At 50.8% G+C, this 13,030-nt stretch carries 13 protein-coding genes; 7 read left to right on the top strand and 6 right to left on the bottom strand.

The genetic code is table 11. The annotated features are described in order from the left end of the window. Positions 1–3 precede the first annotated feature (3 nt). From ACWWD9_RS05110 to ACWWD9_RS05095, 4 genes are read right to left on the bottom strand one after another with little or no spacing between them, the layout of a single operon-like run. Entirely contained in the window at positions 4–1,056 is a 1,053-nt protein-coding gene (locus ACWWD9_RS05110) for an SLBB domain-containing protein (RefSeq protein ID WP_013442614.1), read from the bottom strand. 47 nt (positions 1,057–1,103) lie between these two features. Next, complete coding sequence (locus ACWWD9_RS05105) at positions 1,104–2,021, bottom strand: EpsD family peptidyl-prolyl cis-trans isomerase (RefSeq protein ID WP_455867925.1); 918 nt, start codon at positions 2,019–2,021, stop codon at positions 1,104–1,106. Positions 2,022–2,032: 11 nt separating this feature from the next. Next, complete coding sequence (gene epsL, locus ACWWD9_RS05100) at positions 2,033–3,268, bottom strand: XrtB/PEP-CTERM-associated polysaccharide biosynthesis outer membrane protein EpsL (protein WP_168088812.1); 1,236 nt, start codon at positions 3,266–3,268, stop codon at positions 2,033–2,035. A 15-nt stretch (positions 3,269–3,283) separates the two neighbouring features. Further along, positions 3,284–3,793 carry a Crp/Fnr family transcriptional regulator gene (locus ACWWD9_RS05095; RefSeq protein ID WP_013442617.1) on the bottom strand — a complete coding sequence of 170 codons (510 nt, stop codon included), beginning with the start codon at positions 3,791–3,793 and terminating at the stop codon, positions 3,284–3,286. A gap of 510 nt (positions 3,794–4,303) precedes the next feature. Here ACWWD9_RS05095 and epsA point away from each other — a divergent pair. Both epsA and ACWWD9_RS05085 read left to right on the top strand, forming a co-directional pair. Further along, positions 4,304–5,101 (top strand): XrtB/PEP-CTERM-associated transcriptional regulator EpsA, encoded by a 798-nt coding sequence (gene epsA / locus ACWWD9_RS05090; RefSeq protein ID WP_013442618.1) that lies wholly within the window; start codon positions 4,304–4,306, stop codon positions 5,099–5,101. After that, positions 5,098–6,519 (top strand): undecaprenyl-phosphate glucose phosphotransferase, encoded by a 1,422-nt coding sequence (locus ACWWD9_RS05085; RefSeq protein ID WP_013442619.1) that lies wholly within the window; start codon positions 5,098–5,100, stop codon positions 6,517–6,519. The genes epsA and ACWWD9_RS05085 overlap by 4 nt, the downstream gene beginning before the upstream one ends. 330 nt (positions 6,520–6,849) lie before the next feature. Here ACWWD9_RS05085 and ACWWD9_RS05080 read toward each other — a convergent pair whose 3' ends face one another. Continuing rightward, the gene (locus ACWWD9_RS05080) at positions 6,850–7,422 is read right to left on the bottom strand and encodes an FxDxF family PEP-CTERM protein (RefSeq protein ID WP_013442620.1); all 573 of its coding nucleotides are present in this window, start codon (positions 7,420–7,422) and stop codon (positions 6,850–6,852) included. Between the two features lie 124 nt (positions 7,423–7,546). Beyond that, positions 7,547–8,356 (bottom strand): inositol monophosphatase family protein, encoded by an 810-nt coding sequence (locus ACWWD9_RS05075; RefSeq protein WP_013442621.1) that lies wholly within the window; start codon positions 8,354–8,356, stop codon positions 7,547–7,549. Positions 8,357–8,453: 97 nt separating this feature from the next. On the opposite strand from ACWWD9_RS05075, the gene ACWWD9_RS05070 reads away from it, so the two are divergent. The 5 genes from ACWWD9_RS05070 to ACWWD9_RS05050 all read left to right on the top strand — a co-directional run bounded on the left by ACWWD9_RS05070 (position 8,454) and on the right by ACWWD9_RS05050 (position 12,997). Further along, positions 8,454–9,218: an RNA methyltransferase gene (locus ACWWD9_RS05070; protein WP_455867924.1), complete on the top strand. Its 765-nt coding sequence runs from the start codon at positions 8,454–8,456 to the stop codon at positions 9,216–9,218. A 22-nt stretch (positions 9,219–9,240) separates the two neighbouring features. Next, positions 9,241–9,996: a serine O-acetyltransferase gene (gene cysE / locus ACWWD9_RS05065; protein ID WP_013442623.1), complete on the top strand. Its 756-nt coding sequence runs from the start codon at positions 9,241–9,243 to the stop codon at positions 9,994–9,996. A gap of 118 nt (positions 9,997–10,114) precedes the next feature. After that, complete coding sequence (locus ACWWD9_RS05060; RefSeq protein ID WP_013442624.1) at positions 10,115–10,603, top strand: Rrf2 family transcriptional regulator; 489 nt, start codon at positions 10,115–10,117, stop codon at positions 10,601–10,603. 13 nt (positions 10,604–10,616) lie between these two features. Further along, positions 10,617–11,774, top strand: coding sequence for a cysteine desulfurase family protein (locus tag ACWWD9_RS05055; RefSeq protein ID WP_455867923.1), 1,158 nt, complete (start codon positions 10,617–10,619; stop codon positions 11,772–11,774). 8 nt (positions 11,775–11,782) lie between these two features. Next, positions 11,783–12,997 (top strand): IscS subfamily cysteine desulfurase, encoded by a 1,215-nt coding sequence (locus ACWWD9_RS05050; protein ID WP_013442626.1) that lies wholly within the window; start codon positions 11,783–11,785, stop codon positions 12,995–12,997. The last annotated feature ends 33 nt before the right edge of the window (positions 12,998–13,030 follow it).

Here is a 13,030-nt window from a genome sequence, read left to right as displayed (position 1 = left end):
ATCCTAGAAAAGGCTTTCTTTGACATAAAGTACATCACCAGGCTGAATCAGATCATCCAGCCCTGGGCAAGATTTTTCCACAACGCCTGAGGCTGCTCTTCTTTGTAATGTTATACCGCGCTGCGTACCACGTGCTGTAGGACCACCGCCCTGTGCGAGCGCCTGTCTTACCGTCATGTTGCGTTCAACACGATAAGAACCTGGGCGCTGTGTTTCACCATAAATGTAGAAGGTGCCGGCGCGGTGAACATAGACAGAATCACCCGCCATCAAATCCAGATTAACTGGAGCGTCTTCATCCAGATAAATGGAAGCCAGGTCAACCTTCTTGGAGAATGGTTGCCCATCACGTGTGCCTTGAACAATCGCCACATCATCCCCAGAAGAACTGACGCCGCCTGCCATGGCAATCGCATCAGAAAACTTCATGGTGGCATTTTCCAATGGATAACGCCCCGGACGGTTCACTTGACCCAGAATAGAGATCTGGTTACCTGGGATAACATAAATCACATCACCGCGCATCAGCAGGATATCGGACTCTTTTTTGTCCTGCAGAAACACTTCTGCCAGATCGATTTCCTTGCGGAATGTATTGCCATCGCGAACCCCAGTCAGGATTGCCTTGCCACTGCCCGCGCCATTCAGCACCCCGCCAGCCGTCGCCAGCATTTCACTGAGGTGCGTATCAAAAGTCTCGATGACAAAACGTCCAGGCCGACCGACTGCCCCCAGCACAGCAACCTGATTACCTCTCACCTGAAGCAAGACAATATTGACTTGGGGCTTTTGCACAAAACCACCGCGTACAAGACCATCCGCAATCTTGCGTTCAGCCTGAGCAATCCCAGCTCCGCCTACATTGACAGAGCCAAGCAAAGGGAAACTAATGTCACCGGATTCAGACACCCGGGCTTCAGTCGTTAAGTCTGGATTCTGGAACACTTGAACACGTATAACATCCCCCGCGCCCAAGGCATACTCCTCTGCCGCAGCTGCGTTAAAAACGCTCAGCATCAAGAATGCGCCTATTAAACTCATGCACCATTTGATCATGATATTTCCCTGTTTGATTATGGTTTAGTTGATGTGAAGGCCGCGGGTCAATCCAACCCGACGACACCCTTCTCAATATGGCTATTATTTTTTTCGGCAGGTTTAGCCGGCACCTCTGCAGGTTTGGGTGCAGGGGTCTCGCTCTTGGAAAATGCCCCCACATACTCCACCTTTGCCTTTTCTTTCAGTCGGGTAATCTCAGATTTGATCAATTTCTGACCTTCAGAATTCACCAAATACATCTGAATCATCGGCTTTGCCTGCTCATAAGACATAGGCGCAGAAACGGCTGCAACCAATCGGACTATATGATGACTACCGTCCATCGTAAGCAAGGAAACACTGCCATCCCGCATGCTCTTAAGAGTTGATAGCGCATCCAGCGGCATCTGCTCCGCAGGCTTGCTATAGCTGGAAGCACCAAATTTCACATTCTGTGTTTTAAGCCACTCGGCAATATCCTGCAAACTTTTGCTGCTGTTTACTTTATCCGTGAGCGCCGGAGAGATTTCAGTCTCAGCCGGCAAAGAAATATCCTGTAAGTTATAGACCTTACGTTCTGAGAAAAGCTCTGGGTGAGTATCGAAATATTGTTTAACTTGTTGCGGTGTGGGCTTTATTCGCGAGGTAACCAAATTAGTGAGATACGCTCTGGCGATGATTTCTCTTTTAGCTGCTTCTATGGAAGCCACCACATCTGCTGAGCGATCAATTTTTTGCTCAAGGGCAACGTTAAGCACGATCTGCTGATCAATCAGCTTATCCAGCAATTGTTTGCGCACTTGATCTACGTTGCTGGAATTTACGTTGGGAACGTTTTTAATCGCCTGGTTAAGCTGTAGCAAAGAAATTTCCTTGCCATCCACTTTTGCAATCACCTGCCCCGACGCCTGCTTCTCATCGGACTTACCACATGCGGTGAGCCCAATGGCAAGAACTAAGAGCGCCGTAACCGATTTATTCATTTTTTTAAGCCTCAAAAAAGAAGTGACGCACTCAGCGTTGCACTATTGGTGGTGTAATCAAAATTGGCAAAGTTACTGTCTCGAAGCTCTCGCCTCAATGCCATTTGAAAAGTTACAAATCTTCTGGGCGCCCAAGAAAGGCTGATACTGCCAGACTGAATGGAGTCCTCACGTTGCTCAGCCGTGGGAAACGGAGCAAATCCGCCGTACTTCCGGTCCTTGAATGCCAACTCACCACTTAATCTGGTTTTACTGGTGATGGACCATGACGGACGAATCGCAAACATGTTTTCACGTAAATAACTATTCCCTGTGGACTGCGTGGGATAAATAACAGACCCCAGATAGAAGGCCACCCCCGTTTTCCCCGTGATATCCCATTGGTAGTTTACATTACCCATCCAACCGTCCACATCACGCTGACTAAAAGTGTCATTCTTTCGAGATAGGTAGGTAGCCACAGCATCAACTCTGGATTTACCAGTAATAGACCAGCCCATTAAAAAGTCATCTCGGGTTTCTTCATATCCCCGATCAGTGACCAGGGTGGGATTGAAAAAACTGGCTTGATTTTCACCATTCGACTTTGTATGGGCGTAATCAAAAATGGTGCCATTCGCGAAAATATACCGAACACCAGAGCGCAACGAGGTCTGATCAAAGGTGAAGTCAATCACATCTTGCCCTGGGGCGGAGTTGTCAGCGACCACGCTGAGTTCCCCGATAGATGCATAGACATGCCAACTGTTGTAAGGGCTGAAATCGATCTCGGCTCGGTTGTTCTTGACCGTGGTCGTGTTAGTGGTAAGCGGGTTGATATTACGTATGTCAGAGAACGTATTTGGCCGTTGTTGACGATCAAAAATAAATGCCCCCGTCAAGAATGGCGTAACAGACCACCGCCACTGTAAATCGTAGTTAGTGCCTTCAAAATCCAGAAAGCCAAAGTTCTTGTAGTTATAATTTATCTGAGTGACATCTGCCTTGAACTGTTGCAATCCGTAATATTTGTTCAGACTGACACCATAGGTTGTGGATGTTATTAACTCACCGCGTTTTGAACTGCCATAGGTACTTGCCGATGGGCGCTGACCCGAGTCAAGCCTGAATAAATTGTCATCGTAAGTCGCTGAATAGCCGAAGTTGAAATTCAACACATCTTTCGCATCAGCCAGCACTGATGATGGATATATAAGCGCTAATATCAACCCGAGACCAAGGCTCGTGCTCTGTTTTTGTTTCAACATATCCCGCATCAGCTTTTAAACAAAACTGCTAAACATATCGTATGGCAGCTTATCCGAGGTATCACGGAGACGCTCGGTCATTAGCTGCAATAGTTTAATGAGAATCTTGTTGCCCAATTTGGGCATATTCACCAAGAGCTCTTGCATGCTGCTGCGCGAAAATACCGCGAAATCGGTGGGATGTGTGGTAATACAGGTGGCGGATCTGGGATAGCCGTCGATCAGGGACATTTCCCCGATGGTATCGCCAATGCCAAGTCGAGCCACCATATGGCGACCCTCTGCGGATGCATCATTTTTAAACACGTCTACCCCCCCACTTAATATCAATAGCAGGTAGTCGCCACCAGCACCCTCGACTAATAACGGATAGTCTCTTGGCGCTGCATAGCACTGCATATAGGCACATAGATAGCGAACTTCATCTGCGCTGAAATCGTCAAGCAGCTTGATGCTGTTGATTATTTCCAGCACTTCATCTACGTACTTATCTGCCCCGCCTAAATTTATTAAATCAGAGTACATGGATAAACAAAAACTTTCAATGATTTGTGACGCTAACGTTAAGCAAGTTATGAACGTAGACAGCCTGTTGTTATGGTTGCTATCGGCACAGCCACCAAGGGATTCGCTGAGGTATCAGCGCATGACAATCCACAGTCACCATGGAAAGTGTGATCACGACCAGACATGAATGCCTTCCAGCCGGCGAAACTACGATCCAGCGCCATTATGTACCGCAGTGTATGGACTGTAGAGGGTGACAACAATAGTCCAAAAGAACTACCACTGATGTAGGCAAAAGTTTTATCATAGTGACAGCCGTCACACACAACAATACGCTAGGATTCCACGCTTGATCCAAATATAAAATGGCCACCTACAAACACATGAGCAAATATCCTTTTCAGCATGTCCCACAATTTGAGTGGAGGATCTACTGCTGGACAGCACTGGCGCCCTTGCAGCTGGCCCAATAATTGCTCTCAAAGACAAGTGTTTGCAACGTAAATGATTTTTTATATTTGAACGGCTATGTTTATTACCAAAGAACTAACCGATATTGAGAAGGCACAGCTTATTGACTTGATGCACGAGTCTTTGCGAATCCGCTCGCACTTCGAGTTCTTCCTTTGGATGCAAGGCAAGCTTCAGCAGTTTTTACCACACGAAATCATGATCACCGCCTGGGGCGACTTCTCCATGGGTGTCATCTATTTCAATATTGTGTCGCCGCTCCCCGGAGTACGTACCGAGAAGATATCAAGTGGCGATCTGAATCCATTGCTCAAACGGCTATTCAATTACTGGCTTAGTCATACCAAAGCGCCGTTTACCTTATCGGCGGAGAATGGCGTATTTCAGGACTGCGATGTACTGCCAGCGGAAGTGAACAGCCATCTGAAAAACATGAAGTCAGCGCTGGTGCACGGCATCAAGGATTTCCGTGGGCGCCATGACTGCCTTTACATATTGCTGAATTCAACCCCCACCATGCCGAATACGTCACGGTACATGCTGGAGTCATTACTACCTTATATTGATAGCGCGCTCAGGCAACTGGAGCATTTGCCTGTGCAGCACCCGGCAGATAAAGAAGCCAGTGAAGATCTGCACGAAGAAGAAAACGAAGCGCTGGAGCAGCTCTCTTCCCGTGAGATCGAAATCATGGAATGGGTGCGCAACGGCAAAACCAATCAGGAAATCGGCATGATCCTGGACATTAGTTCATTTACCGTCAAAAACCATTTGCAACGCATATTTAAAAAGCTTGATGTTCTGAATAGAGCGCAGGCCGTTTCCAAATTCAAGCAGACTCCACGGGCCTCATGAAACCAATATTAGCCGCCACCAAGCCGACTTCTCGAAAAACCTTCGCTGGCATTACCTTTGCACGTGACAATATTCTGCACGGTGTTGAAGCCCTGCTTGATCCGCTTGTCGTCGTCATCTCACTGTGGATCGTGGCGTTTGTTTATGAAAACGATCTGCCACCTCACTACCTGATCATGTCGCTGATTCTGTTTTCGCTGATGTTCCCCAGCACTACCAAAATCAGCCAGCCTATCAGTTCAGTTATTCAAAACACACTGCTGGCATGGTTTGTCCTGGCCGGGCTATTGATGGCGTTTGGATATGCTTCTGAATACATCTATATCTTCCCCAAAGCCTCGATTACCTTATGGCTCTGGCTGACCCCTACCCTGCTTATCGCAGCAACCCTCGGTTTACGCATGGCGGCACCGCTGCTCATCAAGATGCAAGGGCCCATGCGACGTGCGGTGATTGCGGGTATGAATGAACAGGGCCTGGCCCTGGCAGAACGCTTGCAGCGTAGCCACTACCATCCAACAGAGTTACAAGGCTTCTTTGAGGATCGCAGTGTAGACCGACTCAATTCAGAATTGCATTACCCCATTCTTGGCCGCATCGACAGCATGGCGGAGTATGTGAAAGAACATCACATCAACACCATCTACCTTTCACTGCCCATGGCCAGCCAACCACGCATCATGAAGTTGCTGGATGATTTGAAAGACACCACGGCGTCCATTTACTTTGTCCCGGATATTTTCATGACAGACCTGATACAAGGGCGTGTCGATCAGGTAGAAAACATCCCGGTGGTCAGCGTATGTGAAACCCCATTTACCGGCTTTGATGGTCTGCTGAAACGCTCTGCCGACATTGCTTTCTCGGTGCTGATCCTTATCCTTATCTCGCCCGTACTACTGGCAATCGCGATTGGCGTGAAGATGAGTTCGCCAGGCCCAGTCATTTTCAAACAGCGCCGTTATGGGCTTGATGGCGAAGAGATTCTTGTCTACAAATTCCGCTCCATGACGGTATGCGAAGATGGCGCAAAAGTGACGCAAGCGACGAAAAATGACCAGCGCACTACCAAGTTTGGCGCCTTCCTGCGCCGCAACTCGCTGGATGAACTGCCGCAATTCATCAATGTGCTGCAAGGGCGTATGAGTGTCGTGGGCCCCCGCCCTCACGCCGTCTCCCACAACGAGATGTATCGCAAGCTGATCAAAGGCTACATGATCCGGCACAAGGTAAAACCTGGCATTACAGGCTGGGCGCAAGTGAATGGCCTGCGCGGGGAAACTGAAACCCTGGATAAAATGAAGGCACGCATCGACTACGACATCGACTATTTGCGTAACTGGACGCCAAAGCTGGACATGTACATCATTTATAAAACAGTCAGCGTGGTGTTTACCGGTGAGAAAAACGCTTACTAGAGTAAAGGAGTCGTTCATCCTTGACGCATGCATGAATAGTCAATCCAAATAGATGGGAAGACCTGCGTAGTCATCCCATCATTATTCCAAACTCCCCCTTCTTATCAACGTCTTCTCATGAGACGTAATCTTTACAAAGCCCCATATAGCCCTCCAAGACCATACCCCTTGTGGACTTAGTGAACTCAAGCCTCATAGACTAACCACAGCAATACAACCTGCTAAGAAAGAAATTGCACTGAGACTCGCATGATGTTTGCCAGCACCAGAAAATGCAGGCAAAAAAAACCCCGCATCTGCGGGGTTTTTTACAACTTAAACAGCTAGCAATTATGCAGCTGAGTAAGCAGTCTTGCGACGACGAGCAACAAAGCCCATCAGGCCAACACCAGCCAGCATCATTACGTATGTTTCAGCTTCTGGAACAGCAGAGACGCTGATAGTGCCGCTGTAGCCGCCCTTGCCGGTACCAATAACTTCCAGGAAGTATTTGCCACCCAGATCATCCGCTTCAACACCACCAAAGCTGATCTTGGCAGTCAGATTGCCTACATTACCTGCGGCAACCAGAACGTACTTATCAACAACCCATTCTACCAAGTTGAATGAAGTGAAAGAAAAAGCAGATGAGGAAGTGCCGGAAACAGATGCCGAAATAGTCGTAGGAGCTACAACGTCAAAAGACCAGTAATCCTTAAAAGCACCAGTAGTGGCAGTGTAATCGATAGAGTAGCCTTCTGAAGTTGCAGTTGCTGCGAAAGTACCAGCACTTGCGCTCATTGAAGACAGACCAGCCACACCAGCCAGAACCAAAGAAGCAAACAGTTTTTTGTAACCTAAAGTCATGATATTCCCCCGAATTAAAAAGTTGACAATCAATAATGCCTTCTCACTGGTGCCCATTAAATGCTGAATGGATCAAGCACTCAATAGTCCGAAAGAACTAACACCATCTAATACGTTGATTTACATTGATTTATTAACTTTTTTCAGTGGGAATTTACATTTCTTGACTTAACTTTACCTGTTAAACCGGCTTGCTACGCAGACTATCGGTCAGATGCGGGGCAAGCGTTTGCAGCATTTGCGAAAACACTTTCGGGTTACCGGCGACAATATTGCCAGACTCAATCCAGCTCTCATTGCCTTCAAAGTCACCCACAATACCACCGGCCTCCTGAATCAGCAGCGCACCCGCGGCAATATCCCACTTGGAGAGGCCGATTTCCCAGAAACCATCAAAATACCCAGCAGCAACGTAAGCGAGATCCAATGCAGCCGAACCCGGACGACGCAGGCCAGAGGTTTTGCGCACCATATCCTTGAACATGCCCATATAAGTATCCAGATGACTAAAGTCACGGAATGGGAAGCCTGTGCCAATAATAGACTCCTGCAACTTGGCGCGGTTGCTTACACGGATACGCTTGTCGTTAAGGAAAGCACCACGACCACGGGTAGCGGTAAACAGGTCATTACGGTTAGGATCGTAGACCACAGCCTGGGTCAGTTGACCTTGCTGCATCAGCGCAATTGAAATGGAATACTGTGGAAAGCCATGTAAAAAGTTGGTGGTGCCATCCAGCGGATCAATGATCCAGACATTCTCGGCATCAATATTGTCATTGCCAGTTTCTTCCCCAATAAAGCCATGCGTAGGGTATGCATCTTTCAGCACATCGAGAATGGCGGCCTCGGCAGCGTGGTCAACTTCGCTCACGAAGTCATTGTAGGTCTTGCTGCGCACCTTGAGCGAGCCCACATCCTGAGATGCGCGGGTGATGATCCCGCCAGCGCGGCGAGCGGCTTTAACGGCATTGATAAGTATAGGATGCATAGTATTTAGATCGTTTCCAATGGGATGGCCTTGTGCAGAAACTACACAAATGCACTTTTTAAAGAACTGTTAAAATAGCATTTTAATGTGTAACTCCATGACTTCCAAACTTCATTTACTTTCCCGCTTTCGCGTCGTGCTTTGCCAACCCAGTCATCCGGGCAATATTGGCTCCACAGCACGCGCCATGAAAGTGATGGGCCTGCATGACCTGAAACTGGTCAATCCTGAAAAATTCCCCGACAACGAAGCCAATGCGCTGGCATGCGGTGCCGTCGATATCCTTGAAAACGCGCAGGTTTGCTCCACATTGGAAGAAGCACTGACGGGATGCACCCTGGCGATTGGATTAAGTGCGCGCAAACGCCAGCTCTCCCACCGCTTGGTCAGCGTGCGGGAAGCTGCGACCGAAGCCCGCGAGTTATTGCTGCAGTCCGCAGATCAGGATAGCAAGATCGCCCTGGTGTTTGGCACCGAAATGAGCGGGCTGTCTAACGCAGAGCTGGATCGCTGCCAGTTGCTGGCGATGATACCGACAGACCCCGGCTACTGGTCGCTCAATCTGGCCGCTGCCGTGCAGGTGATGTGCTATGAAGTCCGCATGGCCTTGCTGGACGAGCAGCAACCCCTGCCCCATGCCGGCCTGAAAGCAACACCAGCCACCAATGACGAAGTGGAGATGTTTTATCGCCACCTGGAACAAACATTAACGGAGATTGGCTTTCTCAACCCGCACTCGCCCCGGCGTCTCATGCAGCGCCTGCGCCGGATGTATGCAAGAACTGCGCTGGAGAAAGAGGAAGTCAATATTTTGCGCGGGATACTGACCCTGACTCAGCACCCACGCCCCCCTGAGGAATAAAGCACCATGACGGACATACACCATGCTGGATAGATTCAAAGAAGACATCGCCGTTGTATTCGAGCGTGACCCGGCGGCACGCACGCGCTGGGAAATTCTCACCACCTACCCAGGCGTGCATGCGCTGATCATGCATCGCCTGTCGCACTGGATCTGGAAGCAACGGTTTTACTGGCTGGCCCGTTTCAGCTCCCACCTTGCCCGCTGGTTTACCGGCATTGAAATTCACCCAGGTGCGCAAATTGGCCGCCGCGTGTTTATTGATCACGGCATGGGCGTCGTCATTGGCGAAACCGCGGTCATCGGCGATGACTGCACCCTTTATCATGGCGTGACGCTGGGCGGCACCTCATGGAATAAAGGCAAGCGTCACCCCACACTGGAACGTGGTGTCGTCATTGGCGCGGGCGCCAAAGTGCTGGGCCCCATTACCATAGGGGCAGAAGCCAAGATTGGCTCCAACGCCGTGGTAGTTAAAGATGTACCGCCGAACGCCACTGCCGTCGGCATTCCTGCCCGCATTCTGGATGACCAGGAAAAACACCGCCAGCGCGATGACATGGCCGCCAAAATCGGCTTCTCTGCCTATGCCGTCAGCGACAATATGAATGACCCCATGATCAAGGCCATCCACGCTTTGCTGGACCATGCCGCCAAGCAGGATCAGCAGCTGCAAGAGGTGATGCAACAGCTGGCAAAACTCGGCGCGGACGTAGAAACAGACGCCGAAGTGGGCAAGGCATTTGATGTGAACTATCTCAACAAAATAGTTGACTAAAGTGTTAGGGTATTATAAAGTTTAGGCCTGTTTAGAGAGTCCGCTCGCAGCCTCAGAAGGCACGCCACGACTGGCTTTCAGCGCCAATTACTCAACCAGAACACTCTAGGATTAACTCATGCGATTAACGACCAAAGGACGTTTTGCCGTCACCGCCATGCTCGACTTGGCGATGGCTGAAGAAAATCGCCCCGTCACCTTGGCGGGCATCAGTGAACGGCAAAATATTTCGCTCTCTTATCTCGAGCAACTTTTCAGCCGTCTACGTCGTAGCGGCTTGGTCACCAGTGTGCGTGGTCCAGGTGGTGGTTATCTGATTGCAAAAAAACCAGGTGAAATCTCCGTCGCCAACATCATTGCGGCAGCCGACGAGTTGATTGACGCTACCCAGTGCGGCGGCCATAAAAACTGCCGTGGCGAAAAGCCATGCATGACGCATGAACTGTGGTCGACCTTGAATGCCAAAATTCTGGACTACCTTTCTGCTGTGTCATTGGAAGATCTGGTGGCATCGCAATCGGATGAGCGCGCCATTACCATTTCGAGCCGAATTGATGCCAAGAAGAGCATCAAGTCCTCATCCGCAGTGGAAGTCATGACTGCCTGAGACGGATCGCAGCATGCAAATCGCGACTTACTTTGATCATAACGGGACTACCCGCCTCGACAGCCGGGTGCTTGAGCGCATGCTGCCCTTTATGGCCGAGCAGTCGGGCAATGCCACCAGCCGCCATAGTGCGGGCCGTACCGCCCGCCAGGCAATTGAACAGGCAAGAGAACAAGTAGCCGCTGCTGTCGGGGCATATCCCTCGCAAGTAGTATTTACCGGCAGTGGCACCGAGGCGGACAATCTGGCGATGCATGGCATTGCTGCTGCGAATGGCGTGGAACAGGTGCTGATCAGCGCCATTGAGCATCCCGCCATCAGTCGACCAGCCCATGCCTTGCAATGGCAAGGCATCAAAACAGGTTTGATCGCCGCTGATAACAATGGTTTGATCCAGCCCTCAGCGCTTGAGACTGCCATCGCCGAAGCTGGCAAGCCGGTGGGACTGGTCTCCGTGATGCTGGCCAATAACGAAACTGGCGTTATACAGCCGATTAGTGAGCTGGCAGAGATCGCGCGAAAGCATAAGGCCTGGATGCACACCGATGCCGTGCAGGCCTTGGGCAAAATCCCAGTCGACTTTGCCGAACTGAATGTGCATGCGATGACGCTTTCATCGCACAAGATTCACGGCCCGCAAGGCGCGGGGGCGTTGATTCTGGACAAGCGTGTGGATATCCGTCCGCTGATTTATGGTGGCGGACAAGAAAAAGGGCTGCGCAGTGGCAGTGAAAACCTGGCTGCCCTCGTCGGATTTGGTATGGCGGCCGAGTTGAGCGCTAGCGGCCTTGCTCCTCGTCGCGAACATATGGAAAAACTGCGGGCACGGCTCGAACAAGGCTTGAGCGAACTGGGTGCCGTTATTTTTGGAGCGCATGCACCGCGCTTGCCGAACACCAGCTTCTTTGCCTTTGCAGGCATTGAAGGCGAAACCCTGGTCATGGCACTGGACCGTCAGGGATTCGCCGTTGCCAGTGGCTCCGCCTGCTCCAGCGACAGTACCGAGCCCAGCCACGTATTACTGGCCATGGATGTAAACCCGGATCTGGCGCGCGGCTCTGTGCGGGTCAGCCTGGGCTACACGAATACCATGCAGGAAGTGGACGCATTTTTGCTCACGCTCAAGGGTGAGCTACAACGTTTAAGAAAATTAACTGCGATTGCAGTGTGAGGAAGAAGATGACTGTACATACCCCGATTTACCTGGACTACTCGGCTACTACGCCGACTGACCCGCGCGTGGCGGAAAAGATGATTCCGTTCCTGACCGAGCATTTCGGCAATCCGGCATCGCGCAGCCATCCGTTTGGCTGGACCGCTGAAAAAGCCGTGGAAAATGCACGTGAAGAAGTCGCCAAGCTGGTGAATGCCGATCCACGCGAGATCGTCTGGACCTCTGGCGCTACCGAGTCCAACAACCTGGCGATCAAGGGTGCCGCCAACTTCTACAGCGGCAAGGGTAAGCACATTGTCACCATTCAGACCGAGCACAAAGCCGTGCTGGATGCCGTGCGCGAACTGGAACGTGTAGGCTTTGAAGCCACCTATCTGGCACCTGAGCCCAATGGCCTGGTGGATATTGAAAAATTCCGCGCAGCGCTGCGCCCGGATACCGTGCTGGCCTCCGTCATGCTGGTCAACAACGAAATCGGCGTGATTCAGGATATTGAAGCACTGGGCAATATCTGCCGCGAACAAGGCATTATTTTTCACGTGGATGCTGCACAAGCCACGGGCAAGGTACATATCGACCTTGAAAAGCTGCCGGTAGACCTGATGAGCTTCTCGGCCCACAAGACCTATGGCCCCAAAGGCATTGGTGCCCTGTATGTGCGCCGCAAACCCCGCGTACGCCTGGAAGCCCAGATGCACGGTGGTGGTCACGAACGCGGCCTGCGCTCCGGCACCTTGGCTACCCACCAGATTGTGGGCATGGGCGAAGCTTTCCGCATCGCACGCGAAGAAATGGACCTGGAAAACGCCCGCATTCGCCGTCTGCGCGATCGCCTGCTGACCGGTCTGCAAGAAATTGATGAAGTGTATGTCAATGGTGACATGAAGCAGCGCGTACCGCACAACCTCAACATCAGCTTCAATTTTGTTGAAGGCGAATCGCTGATCATGGCGGTCAAGGATATCGCGGTTTCCAGTGGTTCGGCTTGTACCTCTGCCAGTCTGGAGCCATCGTATGTACTGCGTGCCCTGGGCCGCTCGGATGAGCTGGCACATAGCTCGATTCGTTTCTCCATTGGCCGTTTTACGACCGAAGAAGAGGTCGACTACACGATCAACCTGATGAAAAGCAAGATTGGCAAGCTGCGCGAGCTTTCTCCATTATGGGAAATGCACCTTGAAGGCGTGGATTTAAGCAAGGTGGAATGGGCAGCCCATTAATACGTGAAGGATGAAGCCTGAACGCAGGCTGCA

The organism is Methylovorus sp. SPW-M1, from assembly GCF_053848825.1.
The sequence above is the reverse complement of the archived record's forward strand: the minus strand, read 5'-3'. Positions and strand labels throughout refer to the sequence as shown.

Bases quoted from the DNA above. Each gene is read 5' to 3' on its own strand.
- ACWWD9_RS05110 (WP_013442614.1), bottom strand. From the start codon at position 1,056: ATGATCAAATGGTGCATGAGTTTAATAGGCGCATTCTTGATGCTGAGC.
- ACWWD9_RS05105 (WP_455867925.1), bottom strand. From the start codon at position 2,021: ATGAATAAATCGGTTACGGCGCTCTTAGTTCTTGCCATTGGGCTCACC.
- epsL (WP_168088812.1), bottom strand. From the start codon at position 3,268: ATGTTGAAACAAAAACAGAGCACGAGCCTTGGTCTCGGGTTGATATTA.
- ACWWD9_RS05095 (WP_013442617.1), bottom strand. From the start codon at position 3,793: ATGTACTCTGATTTAATAAATTTAGGCGGGGCAGATAAGTACGTAGAT.
- epsA (WP_013442618.1), top strand. From the start codon at position 4,304: ATGTTTATTACCAAAGAACTAACCGATATTGAGAAGGCACAGCTTATT.
- ACWWD9_RS05085 (WP_013442619.1), top strand. From the start codon at position 5,098: ATGAAACCAATATTAGCCGCCACCAAGCCGACTTCTCGAAAAACCTTC.
- ACWWD9_RS05080 (WP_013442620.1), bottom strand. From the start codon at position 7,422: ATGGGCACCAGTGAGAAGGCATTATTGATTGTCAACTTTTTAATTCGG.
- ACWWD9_RS05075 (WP_013442621.1), bottom strand. From the start codon at position 8,356: ATGCATCCTATACTTATCAATGCCGTTAAAGCCGCTCGCCGCGCTGGC.
- ACWWD9_RS05070 (WP_455867924.1), top strand. From the start codon at position 8,454: ATGACTTCCAAACTTCATTTACTTTCCCGCTTTCGCGTCGTGCTTTGC.
- cysE (WP_013442623.1), top strand. From the start codon at position 9,241: ATGCTGGATAGATTCAAAGAAGACATCGCCGTTGTATTCGAGCGTGAC.
- ACWWD9_RS05060 (WP_013442624.1), top strand. From the start codon at position 10,115: ATGCGATTAACGACCAAAGGACGTTTTGCCGTCACCGCCATGCTCGAC.
- ACWWD9_RS05055 (WP_455867923.1), top strand. From the start codon at position 10,617: ATGCAAATCGCGACTTACTTTGATCATAACGGGACTACCCGCCTCGAC.
- ACWWD9_RS05050 (WP_013442626.1), top strand. From the start codon at position 11,783: ATGACTGTACATACCCCGATTTACCTGGACTACTCGGCTACTACGCCG.